Genomic DNA, 20,210 nt, shown 5'->3' with positions numbered 1-20,210 from the left:
CCTGTGGCCAATGACAGTGAATTTTTTTGATTTCAGGCGGCAAGATGAATCCGATCGTTGACCCTATCTCGGCTCCGCACGTCCCGGAAGATGCGTTTCACCTGCGCTGTGGTCGCCATTCGCTCGATCTCTCGTTTCCACGGGTGATGGGCATATTGAACGTTACCCCGGACTCGTTTTCCGACGGTGGGCAGCATGTGGCCCTCGATGATGCGCTGCGCCATGCCGAGCGCATGCTGGCGGAAGGCGCGGCGATGATCGATGTGGGAGGAGAGTCGACCCGCCCAGGTGCCACGCCGGTCACCGAACAGCAGGAGCTGGACCGGGTGGCTCCGGTGGTAGAGGCGCTGGTGCGTGAGCTGGATGCGCTAGTGTCGGTGGACACCAGCAGCGCCCTGGTCATGCGTGAGGTGAGCGCGCTGGGAGCGGGCATGATCAACGATGTGCGTGCCCTGGAGCGCGATGGCGCTCTGATGGCGGCGGCCAGCAGTGGCCTGCCGGTATGTCTGATGCATCGCCAGGGTGAGCCGCAGGATATGCAGCACTCGCCTGGCTACGATGTGCCGGTGGAGCAGGCCGTGGCGGCCTACCTGGCGGAGCGGATCGCGGCCTGCGAAGCGGTGGGGCTGCGTCGTCATCGGCTGCTGCTGGACCCCGGTTTTGGCTTTGGCAAAACCGTCGAGCATAACCTGCAGCTGTTGAAGCACATGGCCTCGCTGAACGAGCTGGGCTTGCCGCTGCTGGTGGGCATGTCGCGCAAGAGCATGATTGGTAAGGTGCTGGGCCGTCCTGTGGAAGAGCGCCTGGCGGGAGGGCTGGCGCTAGCTGCCATGGCGGTGGAGCGCGGAGCCAAAGTGATTCGGGTGCACGATGTAGGGCCCACGGTGGATGCCGTGAATATGGCCTGGGCCGTGCTGCAAGAAGGCTGTGAGCCGCTCGTGAAGAAGGAGTCTTGACATGACGCGTCGTTATTTTGGTACCGATGGTATTCGTGGCACGGTAGGACAGGCGCCGATTACGGCTGATTTCATGCTCAAACTGGGTTGGGCTGCCGGGCAGGTGTTGCGTCGCGAAAAGGGCCGCACCCGGGTGTTGATCGGCAAGGATACGCGTATTTCCGGCTATATGTTCGAGTCGGCGCTGGAGGCGGGACTGTCTGCCGCCGGGGTGGATGTGTCGCTGCTGGGGCCGATGCCCACGCCGGGTATTGCCTACCTGACGCGCACTTTCCGGGCGGATGCCGGGATCGTCATTTCGGCCTCGCACAACCCCTTCGATGACAACGGCATCAAGTTTTTCTCTGCCGAAGGTAAGAAGTTGCCCGATGAGATCGAAGACCGTATCGAAGCCATGCTGGAAGCGCCGCTGACCACGGCCGAGGCCGCGCAGCTGGGCAAGGCGACGCGTATCGACGATGCAGCGGGCCGCTATATCGAGTTCTGTAAATCCACGCTGCCGGACAGGCTGAGCCTGCATGGCCTGAAAGTGGTGCTGGATTGCGCCCATGGGGCCACTTACCATATCGCCCCCAGCGTATTCCGCGAGCTGGGGGCCGATGTCAGCGTGATTGGGGCGTCCCCCGACGGATTGAATATCAACCAACAGGTGGGGTCCACCCATCCCGCTGCGCTACGTGCCGCGGTCATTCAGCAAGGGGCCGACCTGGGCGTAGCCTTCGATGGCGACGGCGACCGCGTGCTGCTGGTGGATGCCGACGGCCGGGAAGTAGATGGCGATGACATCCTTTACCTGATCGCCCGTGACCGTTTCGAGCGTGGCCTGCTGGAAGGTGGCGTGGTGGGCACCCTGATGAGCAATTTTGGGCTGGCCATGGCGCTGGAGCGGCTGGGTATTCCCTTTCAGCGCGCCAAAGTGGGCGACCGCTTCGTCATGGAGATGATGGCTGCCAACGGTTGGGAGCTGGGGGGCGAGGCTTCGGGGCATATCGTGTGTGGTCATGTGCAGAGCACCGGCGACGGCATCGTGTCCGCGCTGCAGGTGCTGGCCTTGATGGTTCGCGAGCAGAAGCCGCTGCCTGCCCTGCTCAAGGGGCTCGAAAAAGTCCCTCAGTCGCTGGTCAACGTGCGGCTACCGGCAGGCTCCGATGCCCGCCAGGTAATGGCAGCGCCGCCCTTGCAGGACGCCGTGGCGGCGCTGGAAACCGAGCTGGGCGATCAGGGGCGCGTGCTGCTGCGCGCCTCGGGGACGGAGCCACTGATTCGGGTCATGGTGGAAGGCCGTGCCCATCTGGATGTCGACCGTCTGGCGAATCGGCTGGCACAGCAGGTGCAGGCGCTGCTGGGTGACGACGCCGGCAAATAACGCAGGACTCGTCACAGCGGTTGTCTTGACAAGGCGGCTCCTATACCATTTCGCTCCACCTGGATTGAGGATCACCCATGCGCACGCCCTTGATTGCCGGTAACTGGAAAATGAACGGTTCGGCGGCATTGATCGAGTCGTTTGGTAAAACGTTTGCCTCCGCCACGCTGCCGAAAGGTGTCGAGGTGGTCATTATTCCGCCTTTTCCGTACCTGGACATGGCGCGTCATGCCTTTGGTGATACGCCTTTGGCGCTGGGCGCGCAAACGCTCAATCCTCAGCATTCCGGCGCCCACACCGGTGAAGTCAGTGGACGCATGCTCAAGGAGTTTGGCGTTGGCTACGTGCTGGTGGGCCACTCCGAGCGTCGCCAGCTCTATCGTGAAAGCGATGAGCAGGTATTCAACCGGTTGGTAGCCGCGCTGGATGTCGGCTTGACGCCGATTCTGTGTGTCGGCGAGACCCTCGAGGAGCGTGATGCCGGCCAGACCATGGACGTCGTCTTGCGCCAGGTAGGCTACGTCATGGCGCGGCTGGAGCCAGAGCAGCGTCGTCAGGTGGTGATTGCCTACGAGCCTGTCTGGGCCATCGGCACCGGGCGCACGGCCTCGCCGGAGCAGGCACAAGAAGTGATGGCAGGTATTCGTGCCTACCAGGCAGGGTTCGATGCGTCGCTGGCCGAGCAGTTGAAGCTGCTTTACGGCGGCAGCATGAATGCAAGTAATGCGGCAGAGCTGCTTGCTCAGCCGGATATCGACGGCGGTTTGGTGGGCGGTGCCTCGCTTAAAACCGACGATTTCTACGCCATTTGTCAGTCAGCAGGATAACGCCATGCAAGTTGCAATTCTTATGGTTCATGTGGTGATTGCGGTCGCCCTGGTAGTACTCATCCTGCTTCAGCAGGGTAAAGGCGCTGAAGCGGGGGCTGCCTTCGGTGGCGGCGCATCGCAAACGGTGTTTGGTTCGCGGGGTAGCGGTAACTTCCTTTCTCGCACCACGGGTGTGCTGGCGGCGGGCTTTTTCGTCACCTCCATGGCGCTGGCGTACTTTGCTACCCAGGCAGGCCAGGCACCGGAAGCGGGCATTCCCGACGCACGCCTGATCGAGCAGCAGCGCAGCATTCCTACGCTTGACGACAGCCCTGCAAGTATGGATAATACCGCGCCAGTGCTTGAGGAAAGCGGAGAGTAATCAGCCGCGTTTTCTTTGGCCTCCCCTGATGCCGAAGTGGTGGAATTGGTAGACACGCTATCTTGAGGGGGTAGTGACCGTATGGTCGTGCGGGTTCAAGTCCCGCCTTCGGCACCATCTGTTTCGCTGGCTCGCCAGCTTCCCAGAGTATTTGCCAAAGAAAGTCAGGGTTGGCACCTGAGACGAAAACAGCACTTGACGTCAGTAGTTTAAGTGTCTATTATCGTCGACCTAGATTGATGCGGGGTGGAGCAGTCTGGTAGCTCGTCGGGCTCATAACCCGAAGGTCATCGGTTCAAATCCGGTCCCCGCTACCATTTATTTAGCAACATTGCAGTGTCGTGAAGCAGTTCGCAATTTGTTTCAAGGCAGCGAAAAGATCGCAACATGTTGCTAAAATGGTATTACAGGTTTCTTTCGAAAAGCCCCTTCCTGTGAAGGGGCTTTTTGTTAGTAGCTTTTTTGCGAGCCAAGAGTGTCTCACGCGCGGACGTTGTTCAGTAGCCAGAGACACATTCCCAGGTAATGCCAATCAGCCTCCTGGCTTTTATCAAGACTCCTGGCCAGGCGCCTGATGCAACGGCTATAGGAGCTTTGTCTGTGGCCACAAAACACGCTGCGCTTCATGCGCTGATCGAACCCATCGTTGCCGCCATGGGCTTCGAGCTTTGGGGCATCGAGCATGTTTCCCAGGGCAAGCATTCGCGGCTGGTCATTTATATCGAGCGTGAGAGCGGCGTCAGCGTGGAAGACTGCGCCGATATCAGCCGTCAAGTCAGTGCCGTGATGGATGTGGAAGATCCGATTCCTGGCGAGTATCGCCTGGAGGTCTCGTCACCCGGTATGGCACGCCCCCTTTATTCTCTGGATCACTTCACTCGCTACCAGGGCCATCAGGTGGCGCTGAAGCTACGCCTCGCTTTCGATGGCCGACGCAAGTTCCAGGGGTTGTTGGCTGGGGTCGAAGGAGACGAAGTGCTGCTGCAGATGGAAGGCGAAGAGTACTGCTTTCCCATTGAAAGCATTGATGCTGCGCACGTTGTCCCGCAGTTCGAAGAATAACGGGTGGCGGCTTCCGGTAGATGCCGGGTCGACGCACAAAAGGACAGGTTTTCTGGCGAGGCATACGCATGAGTAAAGAAATCTTAATGGTCGTGGACGCGATCTCCAACGAAAAAGGCGTCCCCCGTGATGTAATTTTCGAAGCGGTTGAAGCCGCGCTGGCCAGCGCGTCGCGCAAGCGTTTCGAGCACGAAGAAGCCAATGTGCGGGTGCGTATCGACCGTAAAACCGGCGACTACGACACCTTCCGCTACTGGACCGTCGTGGAAGACGACGAGTTCGAGACGCCTGACTACGAAATCAAGCAGAGCATCGCCGAGCAGCGGGATCCGCCGCTGGCGTTGGGCGATGTGGTCGAGCAGAAGATCGAAAACGCCATGTTCGGCCGTATTGCCGCACAAACCGCCAAACAGGTCATCGTCCAGAAAGTGCGCGAAGCCGAGCGCGCTGAAGTCGTGCGTCAATACGCAGACCGTGAAGGCGAGCTGGTGGCCGGTATCGTCAAGAAGACCACCCGTGATGGCCTGATCATCGACCTGGGCGAGAACGCCGAAGCGTTCCTGCCGCGCAACGAGATGATTCACGGCGAGCGCTACCGCATGAACGAGCGAGTGCGTGCGCTGCTGGTCAAGGTGGACCCGGATGCCCGTGGTGCCCAGCTGCAGCTGTCGCGTACCTGCCCAGAGTTCATCATCGAGCTTTTCAAGATCGAGGTGCCGGAAATTGCCGAGCAGCTGATCGAAATCAAAGGGGCGGCTCGCGACCCCGGCTCTCGGGCCAAGATCGCGGTGAAAACCAACGACCGCCGTATCGACCCGGTGGGCGCTTGTGTGGGTATGCGTGGTTCTCGCGTGCAGGCGGTCTCTTCCGAGCTGCAGAACGAGCGCGTCGATATCGTGCTGTGGGATGACAACCCGGCGCAACTGGTCATCAATGCCATGGCGCCTGCCGATGTGGCGTCTATTCTGGTGGACGAAGACGCCCACGCGATGGACGTGGCGGTCGCCCAGGACAACCTGGCCCAGGCCATTGGTCGCAGCGGCCAGAACGTGCGCCTGGCGTCCGAGTTGACTGGCTGGCGTATCAACGTCATGACCGAAGACGAGGCGGAATCCAAGCGCGAGCAGGAGATCGACAGCCTGGTGGACTCTTTCGTTCAGCACCTGGAAGTGGACGAAGACGTTGCCCGCCTGCTGGTAGAAGAAGGGTTCACCACCCTGGAAGAAGTTGCCTACGTGCCGCTGGAAGAGATGCTCGAAATCGAAGAGTTCGATGAAGAGCTGGTGGAAGAGCTGCGTGCACGCGCAAAAGACGAGCTGCTGACGATGGCGATTGCCTCGGAAGAAGCGCTGGACGGTGCCCAACCAGCGGATGACCTGCTGGAAATGGACGGTATGGAGCGCCACCTGGCCTTCATTCTCGCCAGCCGCGGCATTGTCACAATGGAAGATCTCGCCGAGCAGTCTGTCGACGATCTGGTCGATATCGAGGAGTTGGACGAAGCGCGCGCAGCGGCACTGATCATGACTGCCCGTGCGCCCTGGTTCGAAACCGACGACACATCGGATTCGAACACACAGTAAACAGGTCACGGGCTGAGGAGGGTCACTATGTCGGATATGACAGTTAAAGATTTTGCAGTGAAGGTGGGCCGCGATGTGCCCCGCCTATTGGAACAGATGAAAGAAGCCGGTTTGCAGCACGCCTCGGAAAGCGACGCCGTATCTGAAGAAGACAAGCAGACGCTGCTGAGCTTTCTGAAGAAGAGCCACGGCGGCAGCGACAACGAGCCGAGCAAGAACCGCATCACCCTGACGCGTAAAACCCGTAGCCGCATCAAGACCGGCGAGCGCGGTAAAACCATCGAAGTTCAGGTGCGCAAGAAGAAGACCTACGTCAAGCGTGAAGAAGAGAAGCCCAAGGCTGCCGAGCCCCAGCACTCTGGCCCGCGCCAGCTGGTAGGCGATATGGCCGAAGCGGAAGCCGAGCGCAAGGCGCAGGAAGCCCAGGCGGCAGAAGAGAAAGCCGTAGCCGCAAAAGCCAAGGCGGCTGAAGACGCTGCACGCAAGGCGGCGGAAGAGCAAGCCAAGGCCAAGGCGGCAGAAGTGCCGGACATCGACGTGCCTGACCTGGAAATCGACGATGCACCGACGGGTGAAGACCTGCCGCCTGCACCGCCGAAGGAAGGCCGTACCGACCGTCGCACGGCACCGCCCAAGAAGACGGCTGCCAAGAAAAAAGGCCGCGACGATGACGACGATCGCGGTGATCGCGAAGAGCGCAAGCGTGGCGGTGGCGGCAAGAAGGTCAAGCGTGCCGAGCGCCGTGGTGGCCGTCGTGGCGGCGCAAGCCAGAGCGGCAACGGCAAGCACGGCTTCCAGAAGCCGACTCAGCCGATCGTGCGTGAAGTCTCGATCCCTGAATCGATCAGCGTTGCCGAGCTGGCCGACAAGATGTCGATCAAGGCCAACGAAGTCATCAAGGCCATGTTCACCATGGGCGCGGCGGTGACCATCAACCAGACCATCGACCAGGATACTGCGGCGATCGTCGTGGAAGAGATGGGCCACAAGGTCAAGCTGGTGAAGGACGACGCGCTGGAAACGGAAATGCTGGAAGGCATCTCCTACGAAGGCGAAGAGATCACCCGCTCACCCGTCGTGACGGTCATGGGTCACGTTGACCACGGCAAGACCTCGCTGCTGGATTACATCCGTCGTGCCAAGGTCGCCACTGGCGAAGCGGGCGGTATTACCCAGCACATCGGTGCTTACCACGTGGAAGACAACCACGGCGGCGTCACCTTCCTGGATACCCCCGGTCACGCGGCGTTTACCGCCATGCGTGCTCGTGGTGCCAAAGCCACCGACGTGGTCATCCTGGTCGTGGCCGCCGACGATGGCGTGATGCCGCAAACCGTTGAAGCGATCGAGCACTCCAAAGCGGCTGAAGTGCCCATGGTCGTGGCGGTGAACAAGATCGATAAAACGGGCGCGGACTTTGACCGCATTCGTAACGAGCTGTCACAGCACGGCGTGATCTCCGAAGAGTGGGGCGGTGACACGCAGTTTGTTCACGTGTCCGCCAAAACCGGCGAAGGCATGGAAGACCTGCTGGAAGCGATCCAGCTGGCCTCCGAAGTGCTTGAGCTGACGGCCGTTCCGTCGGCGCCTGGCAAAGGTGTCGTTGTCGAGTCTCGCCTGGACAAAGGCCGTGGCCCGGTGGCTACCGTGCTGGTTCAGAACGGTACGCTGAAGAAGGGTGATATCGTGCTGGCAGGCCTGCACTACGGTCGCGTTCGTGCGCTGACCAATGAGCTGGGTCAACAGGTCGATACCGCTGGCCCCGCCATGCCGGTCGAGATCCAGGGTCTCGACGGCACGCCGGATGCCGGTGACGACTTCATGGTCGTGGCCGACGAGAAGAAAGCCCGTGAAGTGGCCAACTTCCGTCAAGGCAAATACCGCGAAGTGCGCCTGGCGCGTCAGCAGAAAGCCAAGCTGGAGAACATGTTCAGCCAGATGGGCCAGGACGAAGTGGCCAAGGTCAACATCGTCCTCAAAGCCGACGTTCAGGGGTCACTGGAAGCCATCAAGGGCGCTCTGGAAGAGCTCTCCACCGACGAAGTGCAAGTGGCAGTGGTCTCCTCCGGCGTGGGTGGTATCACCGGAACCGACGCCAACCTGGCGCTGGCGTCTGAAGCCATCGTGGTCGGCTTCAACGTACGTGCCGATGCCGCAGCCCGTGAGATCATCGAGCGTGAAGGTCTGGATCTGCGCTACTACAGCGTCATCTACCAGCTGATCGACGAGGTCAAGCAGGCGATGAGCGGTATGCTTGCCCCCGAGTGGAAAGAAGAGATCGTGGGTGTGGCCGAAGTACGCGACGTCTTCCGCGCGCCGAAGATCGGTGCGGTGGCCGGCTGTATGGTCGTCGAAGGCACGGTTTCCCGCAGCAAGCGTATCCGCGTTCTGCGTGACAACGTGGTCATCTACGAAGGCGAACTCGAATCGCTGCGCCGCTTCAAGGACGACGTACAGGAAGTGCGTAACGGCATGGAGTGTGGCATCGGCGTGAAGAACTACAACGATGTTCAGGTCGGCGACAAGATCGAAGTCTTTGACCAAGTGAAGGTCGAGCGCAGCCTGTAAGGCAGCGAGGAGTCAACATGCGCGAATTCAAGCGTACCGACCGGGTAGCCGACCAGCTCCAGAAGGAGCTGGCGGTACTGATCCAGCGGGAAGTAAAAGACCCGCGTCTTGGCATGATCACGGTGAGCGGCGCTGCCGTCAGCCGTGACCTGGGCTACGCCGATATCTATGTCACCCTGCTGGGTGAACAGGAGCCCGAGCGTATCAAGGAAAACCTGCAGGTGCTCAAGCGCGCCTCTGGGTTTCTGAGAAGCCAGATTGCCAAGCGCATCAAGCTGCGCCACGTGCCCGAGCTGCGTTTTCATTACGATGAAAGCGTGGTGCGTGGCCAGCACCTCTCATCGCTGATCGACGAGGCGGTCTCTACCGACCGTGCCCGCCAATCAGATGACGAGGACGACACCGACGCCCAGGGTGAGGAGACGCGCTAATGGCTCGTCGCCGTCGCGGATTACCGGTGAATGGCGTGGTGCTGCTGGATAAGCCCAAGGGTATTTCCAGCAACCATGCACTCCAGCGTGTGCGCCGTCTGTTCGAGGCGCAGAAAGCCGGGCATACCGGCACGCTGGACCCCATGGCAACGGGCCTGCTGCCCATTTGCCTGGGGGAGGCCACCAAGTTTTCCGCACACCTGCTGGAAGCCGACAAGATGTATCGCACCCGGGTCGAACTGGGCGTGATCACCGACACCGGCGATGCCGAGGGTAACGTCATCGAGCGGCGTGAGGTGCCAAGCCTCACCGCCGAGGATGTGGAGGCCGTGCTGGTCCGCTTTCGTGGCGAGATCGACCAGGTGCCGCCCATGTATTCGGCGTTGAAGCACCAGGGCAAGAAGCTCTACGAGCTAGCGCGCGAGGGCAAGCAGGTTGAACGTGCAGCACGGCGGGTTAGCGTGTATGATGCGCGCCTGCTGGCGTTCGAGGGTCATGCCTTCGAGCTGGAAGTCAGTTGCAGCAAGGGAACCTACATCCGAACCCTGGCCGAAGACATTGGCCTGGCGCTGGGGTGTGGTGCCCACATCAGTCAACTGCGCAGGCTCAAGACCGGCCCCTTCGGTGGCGACGCCATGTGGACCCTGGAGGCGCTGGAAGCGCTGGCAAGCCAGGCCCATCGCGAGGCGGAACTGATGCCCGTCGATGTGCTGGTGGATCATCTGCCATCGCTCAGCGTGGACGATGCTGCCTATGACAGGCTGGCCCACGGGCAGTCGGTGCAATTGGCCAGTGGCGAGTTGGCAGCGGATGCGCTGGCACGACTTTATCACGCCGAGACCTTTATCGGTCTTGGCGTTGTAAAAGGGCCGCAGGAAGTGGCTCCCAAGCGACTGTTGAGTACGGTCGCTCGTTCGTAATTTCGCCGTGAAAACGTTGCAAGGATGCGGCGATTTGCGCGAAAATAGTAGCTTGAGACTGCAAATATGCGTGGTCTCACCCATTCATTTTTAGGCATATTGCTTACTGGAGAGACAGATGGCATTAACCGCTGAGAAAAAGGCCGAAATCGTCAACGAATACGGCCGCGGCGACAACGACACCGGTTCCCCTGAAGTGCAGGTTGCACTGCTGAGCGCCAACATCAATGGCCTGCAGGACCACTTCAAGACCAACAAGCAGGATCACCACTCTCGTCGTGGTCTGATCCGCATGGTAAACCAGCGTCGTAAGCTGCTGGACTACCTGAAGCGTAAGGATTTCGAGCGCTATCAGTCTCTGATCCAGAAACTGGGTCTGCGTCGCTAAGCAGTAACGGCAACGATTCAAAACGGGCAGCTCCTTGCGAGCTGCCCGTTTTTTTGTTTGAGGTAGCCGTCAGCCGCGTCAACGCCTAGAATGGTGGCGAGTCAAAACGACCCAAGCGAAAAGACAAGTAGCTATTAATGTTAAAGGAAGTCGCCGTGAATCCGGTCAAAAAAACGTTCCAATACGGTCGTAGCACCGTCACCCTCGAAACTGGGCGTATCGCTCGCCAGGCCACTGGTGCCGTCATGGTCACCATGGACGAGACCGTCGTACTGTGTACGGTGGTGGCGAAGAAAGACGTCAATCCCGCCCAATCCTTCTTCCCGCTTTCGGTGCACTACCAGGAAAAGACCTACGCGGTCGGCAAGATTCCTGGCGGCTTCTTCAAGCGTGAAGGTCGCCCCACCGAGAAAGAGACCCTCACGTCACGGCTGATCGACCGCCCCATTCGCCCGCTGTTCCCCAAGGGCTTCATGAACGAAGTGCAGGTGATCTGTACCGTTCTGTCGACTGACCGCAACCATGACCCGGATATTGCGGCCATGCTGGGCACCTCGGCAGCGCTGAGCATCTCAGGCGTTCCGTTCAATGGCCCGATCGGCGCTGCGCGCGTTGGCTTCAACGAAGAGCAGGGCTACTTCCTGAACCCCACCGTCGAAGAGCTGACCACCTCCGAGCTGGACATGGTGGTGGCCGGTACCGAAAACGCCGTGCTGATGGTGGAGTCGGAAGCTCAGGAGCTGCTGGAAGACGAAATGTTGGGTGCCGTACTGTTCGGCCACCAGGAGATGCAGGTGGCGGTCAACGCCATCAAGGAACTGGCTGCTGAAGCAGGCAAGCCGCGCTGGGACTGGCAGCCGCCCGCCGAAAACGTGGCGCTGAAAACCGCCATGGCCGATGCGTTCGAAGCCAAAGTGGGCGATGCGTACCGCATTACCGACAAGATGGCGCGTCAGGATGCGCTGGCCGAGCTGAAAGAGGCTGCTTTGGCCCAGCTGGTGGCTGAAGAAGGTGACTCCTCGGAAGGCAAGTTCAGTGCCGATGACGTCAAGGGGGCCTTTGCGGCGCTGGAGAAGCGCGTGGTGCGCTCTCGCGTCGTCAAGGGCGAGCCGCGCATCGATGGCCGCGACAACGTCACCGTGCGCCCGCTGGCCATCGAAGTCGGCGTGCTGCCCAAGACTCACGGCTCGGCCATCTTCACCCGTGGTGAAACCCAGGCCATCGCCGTGGCGACACTGGGCACGCTGCGCGACTCGCAGCTGATCGAGTCGCTGGAAGGCGAGCGTAAAGACCGCTTCATGCTGCACTACAACTTCCCTCCCTACTCGGTGGGTGAAGCAGGCTTCATGGGTGGCCCGAAGCGTCGTGAAATCGGTCACGGTCGTTTGGCTCGTCGTGGCGTCCAGGCCATGCTGCCCTCCGAAGAAGATTTCCCCTACACCATTCGCGTGGTGTCGGAAATCACCGAATCCAATGGTTCCAGCTCCATGGCCTCGGTCTGTGGCTCCTCGCTGGCGCTGATGGATGCAGGCGTTCCGCTGAAAGCCCCGGTGGCGGGTATTGCCATGGGTCTCGTCAAGGACGAAGACGGCTACGCGGTCCTGACCGACATCCTGGGTGACGAAGACCATCTGGGCGACATGGACTTCAAGGTGGCGGGTTCTGAAGAGGGTGTTACTGCCCTGCAGATGGACATCAAGATCGAAGGCATCAACGAAGAGATCATGGAAACCGCGCTGCAGCAGGCTCACGATGCGCGTATCGGTATCCTGGCGCAGATGAACGCCGTGATCAGCCAAAGCCGTACCGATGTCTCCGAGAATGCGCCTTCCATGGCCACCATCAAGATCGATCCGGACAAGATCCGTGACGTCATCGGCAAAGGCGGCGCTACCATCCGCAAGATTTGCGAAGACACCGGCGCGTCCATCGACCTCGATGACGACGGCACCGTGCGCATCTATGCCGAAGACAAGGCCGCGGCCAAGAAGGCCATCGATACCGTACTGGCCATCACGGCAGAAGCGGAAATCGGCAAGCTCTACCAAGGCAAGGTCGTGCGCATCGCCGACTTCGGTGCTTTCGTGAACATCATGCCGGGTACCGATGGCCTGGTGCATATCTCGCAAATCGTCGCCGAGCGCGTCAACAACGTGCGCGATTTCCTCAACGAAGGTGACGATGTCGTCGTGAAGGTGCTGGATATCGACAACCGCAACCGCGTGAAGCTCTCGATCAAAGAGATCACCGAGGAAGAGAAGGCCGCGTTTGCCGCTGCCGAGGCGGATATCGCAGGCTAATCGGCCACCCGCGTATGACCCACCGCCCCTGCAGCCCCTGGCTGTGGGGGCGGTGTCGTTTGGTAGCCCCGCATATTTGAAGCCCCACGTATTTTGATAGACCCATACAGAGGAAGCAGCATGGAGCAGCAGGAGTCACCGCGCTGGTGGGCGGTGGTCGCCGTGATGATCGGCATCTTTTTACTGGTAACCGCCGAGCAGCTGCCCATTGGGCTGCTCTCGCAGGTTGCTGCAGACATGGGCGTGACACCCGGCATGGCCGGGTTGATGGTCACCGTGCCGGGAGTGGTGGCGGCGTTTTCCGCCCCCTTGCTGCCGGTGGCCGTCGGCCGTCTGGACCGCCGCATCATGCTGACGCTGATGATGGTGGTGATGGTCATTGGCAGCCTGCTGTCGGCCCTGGCCACGACCTTTATCTTTCTCCTGGCCGCCAGGGTGCTGGTGGGGATGAGTATTGGCGGTTTCTGGGCCATTGCTGGCAGCATTGCGCCGCGCCTGGTGCCTGCGCATCAGGTGGCCCGTGCCATGACCATCATCTTCGGGGGCGTGGCGGCCGCCTCGGTGCTGGGCGTGCCTTTGGGGACCCTGCTGGGGGATGCCAGCCACTGGCGGGTGGCCTTCGGCGCCCTTGGCGGCTTGAGCCTGCTCACCGCCGTGGCGCTATGGGTGTGGTTGCCGCCGCTTCCACCCCGTGAGCCGGTGCGCTTGCGCATGCTGGCGCAGCAGTTGCAAAACCGAGGCGTTCGGGTCGCCGTGCTGACCACCGGGCTGGTGGTGGTCGGGCACTTCGTGGCGTACACCTTTATCAGCCCGATCCTGCAGGAGATCAGCGGCGTGGCCCAGCGGCATGTGGGTAGCCTGCTGCTGCTCTATGGGGCGGCAGGCATTCTGGGCAATATCGCCGCTGGGGCCTTTGCCGGGCGCCATCCTTATCGGGCGGTGTTGGTCATCCCCAGCCTGCTGCTGGTGGTAGTCGGGCTGTTTCCGCTGCTGGGCGTGCAACCGACCAGTGGTGTGCTGCTGCTGATGCTGTGGGGCGCCGTGTTTGGCAGCGTTTCGGTCAGCATCCAGACCTGGATTCTGCGCACGGCCCCCAATACCGAAGCCGCCACGGCGCTGATGGCGTTTGTCTTCAATATGTCGATTGGCCTGGGCGCCATGGTGGGCGGTCAGGTGGTGGACAGCACCAGCCTGCCGGTGACCATGTGGGCATCGGCAGGACTGTTCCTGCTGGGGATGCTGCTGGTATGGCGCACCCCCGCGCGCATCGTGGGGGAAAAGCACCGCTAGCCGTCAGGCAAAAAAATGCCCCCGCGTGTGCGGGGGCAGTCATCACGGCGCGAGAGCGCGGTATCAGGGGCGCTCGATGGCCAGCGCCACCCCTTGCCCACCACCGATACATAGCGTGGCCAAGCCTTTCTTGGCATCGCGGGCGATCATTTCGTGGAGCAGCGTGACCAGCACGCGGCAGCCGGAGGCACCGATGGGGTGGCCAATGGCAATGGCGCCGCCGTTGACGTTGACCTTCGAGGTATCCCAGCCCAGCTCCTTGTTGACCGACAGCGCCTGAGCCGCGAAGGCTTCGTTGGCTTCGACCAGATCCAGGTCATCCAGGCTCCAGCCCGCTTTTTCCAGGCAGCGGCGGGTAGCCGGTGCCGGGCCAATGCCCATGATGGCCGGGTCGACCCCTGCATTGGCGTAAGCGGCAATGCGTGCCAGCGGCTCCAGGCCCAGCTCTTTGGCTTTTTCAGCGGAGCACAGCATGACCACGGCAGCACCATCGTTGAGCGATGAAGCGTTGCCGGCTGTCACGGTGCCATCTTTCTTGAAGGCAGGGCGCATGCCGCCCAGCTTGTCGGCAGACACTTCGCGCGGGTTTTCGTCAGTATCAAAAACCACCGGGTCGCCTTTGCGCTGGGGGACTTCCACCGGCACGATCTGGCCTTTGAACTTGCCCTCTTTGATGGCAGCCGCGGCTTTTTGCTGCGAAGCGGCGGCAAATTCGTCCATCTCTTCCCGGGTGATGGCGTATTTTTCGGCCAGGTTTTCGGCAGTGATGCCCATGTGGTAGTTGTTGAACGCGTCCCACAGGCCGTCGTGGACCATGGAGTCGATGGCTTTCCAGTCGCCCATGCGCTGGCCGTTACGCGAATTCGGCAGGATGTGCGGGGAGGCCGACATGTTTTCCTGGCCGCCTGCCAGAATGATCTCGGCATCGCCACAGCGAATGGCCTGAGTGGCCAGGTGCAGCGCCTTGAGGCCGGAGCCACAGACCTTGTTGATGGTCATGGCTGGCACGCTCTCTGGCAGGCCTGCCTTGATGGCGGCCTGGCGAGCGGGGTTTTGGCCGACGCCTGCGGTCAGTACCTGACCCAGCAGCACTTCATCGATCTGTTCAGGAGCCACGCCCGTCGATGCCATGATGTCTTTGATGACCAGCGCGCCCAGGTCGCTGGCAGGAATACCGGCAAGTGAACCGCCAAATGAGCCTACAGCAGTGCGGCGAGCCGCCACAATGACCACGTCTTGCATACATTGACTCCTTGAGTGAGTGTTGCATCGTTTCTATCGCAGATAAATTCATCGCAGGTAAATTCATCGCAGGTAAATTCATCGCAGATAGATGCATCGCAGATAGACGAGCCGCCTATCTCTTGTTGTTAGCGTCGTTACTGCGTGTCGTGTCAGGCTTGGCTACCAGCATAGGGGAAGGTTGTGCGTTGCGGCAATACGCTTTTTTTGCAAATAAAAACGGGCCGATCAACGGCCCGCTGGAAACGGCGTGTTTGCAACGCGTGCGTCTTACGCCAGCTGTACCGGAATGGCATTGCTGGTGTGGCTGACGTGGTTGCCTTCCTGCAGGTAGACCAGCGCGGGCTGGTGCTGCTCCACTTCGGCTTCGGAGTAGTGGGCGTAGCTGCAGATGATGATGCGGTGCCCAGGCGAGGCCAGATGCGCCGCCGCGCCGTTGATGGAGATCAGCCGTGAGCCTTCTTCACCGCGAATGGCGTAGGTGGTGAAGCGCTCGCCGTTCTCCACGTTGTAGATCTGGATCTGTTCGTTTTCTCGGATCCCGGCCATGTCCAGCAGCTCGCCGTCGATGGCACAGGAGCCTTCGTAGTTGAGCACGGCGTGGGTGACGCGGGCCATGTGCAGCTTGGCCTTGAGCATGATGGTGTGCATGAAAACTCCTGGATGACGAGCCAGCCCGACGGCTAGCCCTGGGCAGCTTTGGGTAGCTGCACACTGATGTTGTCGATAAGCCTTGCCGGGCCGAGTTTGGCAGCTGCCAGCAGAACGGCCTGGTGGGTGGAGGGCGTGACCGGGCCGAGTTCGGGGTCACGCAGCTCCAGATAGTCGGGCGTAAAGCCGGCATCATACAGCGCAGCCTTGCCGCGTTGTAGTACCTGTTCGATAGGCTCGCCTTGCCCCAGCGCCTCGCGTAATGCGCACAGCGTGCGATATAGCGCAGGCGCCTGGGTGCGCTCTTCGGCACTGAGGTAGCCATTGCGCGATGACAGGGCCAGACCGTCCTCGGCACGCACGATGGGCACGCCCAGAATCTCGATGGGCATGTGCAGGTCGGCGACCAGCTTGCGGATCACCGCCAGCTGCTGATAGTCCTTTTCGCCAAAGCAGGCGACATCGGGCTGAACCAGGTGGAACAGCATGCTGACCACCGTCGAGACGCCATCGAAGTGCCCAGGGCGTGACCCGCCGCACAGTCCTTCGCCTACCTCCGGTACGTGGACACGGGTTTGTGCCGTCAGGCCATTGGGGTAGAGCGCACTCACCGTGGGGGCGAACAGAACATGGCAGCCTGCCTCGGTGAGCTGGGCCTGGTCCGCCTCGAAGGTGCGCGGGTAGGCATCCAGGTCTTCACCCGGGCCAAACTGCATCGGGTTGACGAACAGGCTGGAGACCACCACGTCCGCGTGCTGCCGGGCAGTGGCCACCAGGGCCAGGTGACCGGCATGCAGGTTGCCCATGGTGGGCACCAGCGCAATACGCTGCCCCTGGCGCCGATATTCGCGCAGCATGGCGCGTAGTTCGTTGATATCTCGCAAAGTGCGCATAGGAAATTCGCAATGACTCGCTTAGAAGCAGTGTTCCGTGGCGGGGAAGGTGCGGTGCTTGACCGCCTGATGGTACGCTTCGAAGGCCCCTTGAATGGAGCTGGCCTCGCTCATGAAGTTCTTCACGAAACGCGGCGTGCGGCCATGGGTAACCCCCAGTACATCGTGCATCACCAGAATCTGACCATCGGTGTCCGGCCCTGCGCCAATGCCGATGACGGGCACATCCAGCGCTTCGGTGACGGCTTTGCCAAGGCTGGCAGGCACGCACTCGAGCAAAATGACCGAGGCTCCGGCCTCTACCAGTACCCTGGCATCCTCGATGATCTGCGCCGCCTGTTCGGCTTCGCGGCCCTGCACCTTGTAACCGCCCAACTGATAGACGGTTTGCGGGGTCAGGCCCAGGTGGGCGCATACCGGAACGCCCCGGCGTGTCAGCTCGCGAATGCCGTCGGCCATCCAGGCTTCGCCTTCCACCTTGACCAGCTCGGCACCGGCGCGCATCAGCGCCGCGCCATCCTGCAGCAGTTGCGTGGTGGTGGCATTGCTCATGAAGGGCAGGTCGACCATGAGCAGGCTGTGACCCTTGCCCCGCGCGGCACAGCGGGTGTGGTAACAGATGTCGTCGATGGTGACGGGGAGCGTGCTGCTGTGACCTTGCAGCACCATGCCCAACGAATCACCGACCAGCAGCACATCGACACCAGCGGCGCTGGCGGCATGGGCAAAAGAGGCATCGTAGGCGGTCAGGCAACTGAACGTTTCGCCGGCGCGCTTATAGGCTTGCAGCGTGCTCAGGGTAACGGTTTTCATGGCGTGCTCTCGTTGTTTCTTCATGGGGTCGATGGCATGGCTGAACGTCAGCGCTGCTCGACCATTATTATCGCGGCATCCCTGCATGTGCGAAGGGGTGTAACCGGCAATTGTTACCTGAATGCGGGCATGGTGTCGAGATTTGTGTCAGACGGTAGCAGTCGAGAGGGTGGCCGTGTTGGGTAAGCGGCGGATGTCGTCCAGCGGGAGGGTCGATGCCCAGTGATCGAGCGGCTGCCCATGCAAGGTGAGTGGTTGCTCCAGCGTGCCGGCAAGCTCCGCCAGTGGCACCAGTACGAAGGCGCGCAGGTGCATCTGTGCATGGGGCACGGTCAAGCGCGGCCACTGGCAGTGCTGCGACCCGTAGAGCAGCAGGTCCAGGTCCAGGGTGCGGGGGCCCCAGTGGCGCAAGCGCCGCCGCCGATGGCGCTGCTCGAGCGCCTGTAGCTGATCCAGCAGAGCCAGCGGCGAGAGGCGGGTTTCCAGGCAGGCCACGGCATTGATGAAGTCAGGCTGGTCCTGGGGGCCTATCGGCGGGGTGGCGTAGAGCGAAGAGTGGCCCAGCATCTGGCACAGGGGCAGCGTTGCCAGCGCCTCCAGGGCCCGAGTGAGCTGCCCCTTGGGGTCGTCCAGATTGCTGCCCAGGCCAATATAGGCGCGTACCGGGCTCACGCTTCGCCCTTGCGAGATTTACGCTTTTTCTTGCGCCGCCGGTCGCCCTGGCTTGCCGGGTCGCTGCCGACTTTTTGCAGCAGGCGCAGCTGTTCGTGCTCGTCCCCTTTTTGGAAGGCCGTCCACCAGTCGCCCAGGCCACGCGGGATCTCGCCCGCCTGCTCACGGAGCAACAGCAGGTCGTAGGCTGCCCGAAAACGTGGGTGCTCGCGGGTCTGGAAGGCGCGCTTGCCCCGCCGCATGGGCAGGCGCGATTGCAGCTCCCAGATTTCCCGCATGGGAATACCGAAGCGCTTGGGAATCGACGTATGCTGCAACTGACGAGAAACGACCTGCTGGGCGGCGGTTTGCAGTGCGGGTACTGAAGGCATGCCCTCGCGTTCGAGCTCAGCCTGGCGATGTACCACCGGTGCCCAGAGAAACGCCGCCAGCAAAAAGGCCGGTGTGACCGGGCGGTCTTCGGCAATGCGTTTGTCGGTATTGATCAGCGCCTGCTCGATCAACTCCTCTGCCCAGGCGGCATCGGCCATGGCCTCTTCGGCTTCCGGGAAGAGCATGCCGAACAGGTTGTAGTGGCTCAGCAGGCGGAAGGTAATCAGCCCATGGCCGGACATGAACAGCTTGAGTACTTCGTCGAACAAGCGTGCCGGAGGAATGTTCAGCAGCAGCGGCGCCAGGTCGTACATCGGCGCTTCGGTGGCCGATTCGATGGTGAAGTCGAGCTTGGCAGCAAAGCGGACCGCCCGCAGCATGCGCACCGGGTCTTCCCGATAGCGCGTGGCAGGGTCTCCGATCAGGCGCAGAGTGCGTGAATCGATGTCCTGCGCGCCGTTGGCGAAGTCGTGAATGGTGAAGTCGGCAATGTTGTAATAGAGCGCATTGACCGTGAAGTCACGCCGTAGCGCATCCTCCTCGATACTGCCCCATACGTTGTCGCGCAGCAGCAAGCCATCGTCGGACTGATGGGCAATGTGATCGCCGTGCTCGTCCTGCGGTTTGCCGCGGAAGGTAGTCACCTCGATGACCTCACGACCAAAGCGCACATGCACGATACGGAAGCGACGGCCGATCAGACGTGAGTTGCGAAACAGGTCACGCACCTGCTCCGGCGTGGCGTTGGTGGCCACGTCGAAATCCTTGGGCATCTTGCCCAGCAGCGCATCACGAATGCAGCCACCCACCAGGTAGGCATCGTAGCCAGCACCATTGAGGCGATAGAGCACCTTCAGCGCGGCTTCACTGATTTGCTTACGAGAAACGGGGTGCTCGGAGCGCGGAATAATGCGTGGGCTGAGCGCGTTGTCAGCGCTCTCTGGGGAATCGAGCAGTGATTTCAAGTGCTCTCCCGGACTATGTAATAAACGGGTAAATCCTTTAAACATGCGGCGATATCGACTCGCAGGGGTATCGATCAAGGCGTTGAGTGTATCCGACCCCCGATAGCTTGCAAAGCGCCGAGACGGCGTTTGGACGGTAATAGGTGACAAATGCGGAAAGGGGAGGCTACATGAGCCTCCCCCTACTAAGCAGACAATCAGCATCCATGCTGCTGTTTTTATTCATGATGGCACATCGCCCTGAATACGCACCGCAGTCGGTAGGCGTAAGAACCACTCTGATTCCGACCGCCTCGTATTCAAAACAATAATCCAACCGCGAACTTTTCTCTCCCGGCGAATTGTTATTGGCTCCGGGGGTGTACACCTATGCTGCTGTTATTGTTGTTGGGGTGCAGCTTGTTGTGTACGTCGCGTCCTTTTTGGGCACTTGTAGATTGCTGTTGTTTTTGTTGTCGCATCAGGGGCTGCGCCGTGTTTGCAAACCCTGTGCTTACAAGTAGTGAGACTCAAGCCTGTTGTTCTTGTTAGTACCGTTATCTCTGCC

18 protein-coding genes and 2 tRNA genes are annotated in these 20,210 nt (G+C 61.0%); 14 read left to right on the top strand and 6 right to left on the bottom strand.

Annotated features, from left to right (window positions below; genetic code table 11):
- Positions 1-44: 44 nt before the first annotated feature.
- The 14 genes from folP (at position 45) to IE091_RS15970 (ending at position 14,055) form a co-directional block, all read left to right on the top strand.
- Positions 45-956, top strand: a complete 912-nt coding sequence (gene folP, locus IE091_RS16035; protein WP_189464100.1) for a dihydropteroate synthase — start codon at positions 45-47, stop codon at positions 954-956.
- Between the two features lies 1 nt (position 957).
- Positions 958-2,322, top strand: a complete 1,365-nt coding sequence (gene glmM / locus IE091_RS16030; protein WP_039181377.1) for a phosphoglucosamine mutase — start codon at positions 958-960, stop codon at positions 2,320-2,322.
- Between the two features lie 77 nt (positions 2,323-2,399).
- Positions 2,400-3,149, top strand: coding sequence for a triose-phosphate isomerase (gene tpiA, locus IE091_RS16025; protein WP_039181373.1), 750 nt, complete (start codon positions 2,400-2,402; stop codon positions 3,147-3,149).
- A gap of 4 nt (positions 3,150-3,153) precedes the next feature.
- Entirely contained in the window at positions 3,154-3,513 is a 360-nt protein-coding gene (secG, locus tag IE091_RS16020) for a preprotein translocase subunit SecG (protein WP_016915922.1), read from the top strand.
- 30 nt (positions 3,514-3,543) lie between these two features.
- Positions 3,544-3,630: transfer RNA gene (locus tag IE091_RS16015), tRNA-Leu, on the top strand.
- 123 nt (positions 3,631-3,753) lie between these two features.
- Positions 3,754-3,830, top strand: a tRNA-Met gene (locus IE091_RS16010).
- Positions 3,831-4,113: 283 nt separating this feature from the next.
- Positions 4,114-4,575 (top strand): ribosome maturation factor RimP, encoded by a 462-nt coding sequence (gene rimP, locus IE091_RS16005; protein WP_081138051.1) that lies wholly within the window; start codon positions 4,114-4,116, stop codon positions 4,573-4,575.
- A gap of 68 nt (positions 4,576-4,643) precedes the next feature.
- Positions 4,644-6,158, top strand: coding sequence for a transcription termination factor NusA (nusA, locus tag IE091_RS16000; protein WP_039181366.1), 1,515 nt, complete (start codon positions 4,644-4,646; stop codon positions 6,156-6,158).
- 27 nt (positions 6,159-6,185) lie between these two features.
- Positions 6,186-8,726 carry a translation initiation factor IF-2 gene (gene infB, locus IE091_RS15995; RefSeq protein ID WP_039181363.1) on the top strand — a complete coding sequence of 847 codons (2,541 nt, stop codon included), beginning with the start codon at positions 6,186-6,188 and terminating at the stop codon, positions 8,724-8,726.
- A 17-nt stretch (positions 8,727-8,743) separates the two neighbouring features.
- Positions 8,744-9,157: a 30S ribosome-binding factor RbfA gene (rbfA, locus tag IE091_RS15990; RefSeq protein WP_016915926.1), complete on the top strand. Its 414-nt coding sequence runs from the start codon at positions 8,744-8,746 to the stop codon at positions 9,155-9,157.
- Positions 9,157-10,077 (top strand): tRNA pseudouridine(55) synthase TruB, encoded by a 921-nt coding sequence (gene truB / locus IE091_RS15985; RefSeq protein ID WP_016915927.1) that lies wholly within the window; start codon positions 9,157-9,159, stop codon positions 10,075-10,077. Before rbfA ends, truB begins: the two co-directional genes overlap by 1 nt.
- Before the next feature lie 118 nt (positions 10,078-10,195).
- The gene (rpsO, locus tag IE091_RS15980; RefSeq protein WP_016915928.1) at positions 10,196-10,465 is read left to right on the top strand and encodes a 30S ribosomal protein S15; all 270 of its coding nucleotides are present in this window, start codon (positions 10,196-10,198) and stop codon (positions 10,463-10,465) included.
- A gap of 137 nt (positions 10,466-10,602) precedes the next feature.
- The gene (gene pnp, locus IE091_RS15975; RefSeq protein WP_081193556.1) at positions 10,603-12,765 is read left to right on the top strand and encodes a polyribonucleotide nucleotidyltransferase; all 2,163 of its coding nucleotides are present in this window, start codon (positions 10,603-10,605) and stop codon (positions 12,763-12,765) included.
- A 120-nt stretch (positions 12,766-12,885) separates the two neighbouring features.
- Positions 12,886-14,055: an MFS transporter gene (locus IE091_RS15970; RefSeq protein WP_016915930.1), complete on the top strand. Its 1,170-nt coding sequence runs from the start codon at positions 12,886-12,888 to the stop codon at positions 14,053-14,055.
- Between the two features lie 63 nt (positions 14,056-14,118).
- Here IE091_RS15970 and IE091_RS15965 read toward each other — a convergent pair whose 3' ends face one another.
- The 6 genes from IE091_RS15965 to pcnB form a co-directional block, all read right to left on the bottom strand.
- On the bottom strand, positions 14,119-15,297 hold the full coding sequence (locus tag IE091_RS15965; protein ID WP_039181351.1) for an acetyl-CoA C-acetyltransferase: 1,179 nt from the start codon (positions 15,295-15,297) through the stop codon (positions 14,119-14,121).
- A gap of 270 nt (positions 15,298-15,567) precedes the next feature.
- A complete protein-coding gene (panD, locus tag IE091_RS15960; protein WP_016915932.1) occupies positions 15,568-15,948 on the bottom strand; it encodes an aspartate 1-decarboxylase in 381 nt (126 codons plus the stop codon).
- A gap of 32 nt (positions 15,949-15,980) precedes the next feature.
- On the bottom strand, positions 15,981-16,841 hold the full coding sequence (gene panC / locus IE091_RS15955; RefSeq protein ID WP_189464099.1) for a pantoate--beta-alanine ligase: 861 nt from the start codon (positions 16,839-16,841) through the stop codon (positions 15,981-15,983).
- Between the two features lie 21 nt (positions 16,842-16,862).
- Complete coding sequence (panB, locus tag IE091_RS15950; RefSeq protein ID WP_100732162.1) at positions 16,863-17,654, bottom strand: 3-methyl-2-oxobutanoate hydroxymethyltransferase; 792 nt, start codon at positions 17,652-17,654, stop codon at positions 16,863-16,865.
- Between the two features lie 147 nt (positions 17,655-17,801).
- Positions 17,802-18,326, bottom strand: coding sequence for a 2-amino-4-hydroxy-6-hydroxymethyldihydropteridine diphosphokinase (folK, locus tag IE091_RS15945; RefSeq protein WP_096921572.1), 525 nt, complete (start codon positions 18,324-18,326; stop codon positions 17,802-17,804).
- Positions 18,323-19,708 carry a polynucleotide adenylyltransferase PcnB gene (gene pcnB / locus IE091_RS15940; RefSeq protein ID WP_189464098.1) on the bottom strand — a complete coding sequence of 462 codons (1,386 nt, stop codon included), beginning with the start codon at positions 19,706-19,708 and terminating at the stop codon, positions 18,323-18,325. The genes folK and pcnB overlap by 4 nt, the downstream gene beginning before the upstream one ends.
- Between the last annotated feature and the right edge of the window lie 502 nt (positions 19,709-20,210).

The sequence above is a fragment of the Vreelandella hamiltonii genome (assembly GCF_014651775.1).
GTDB lineage: Bacteria > Pseudomonadota > Gammaproteobacteria > Pseudomonadales > Halomonadaceae > Vreelandella > Vreelandella hamiltonii.
Note: the sequence above shows the minus strand (reverse complement) of the source record. Positions and strands in the feature narration are given on the sequence as shown.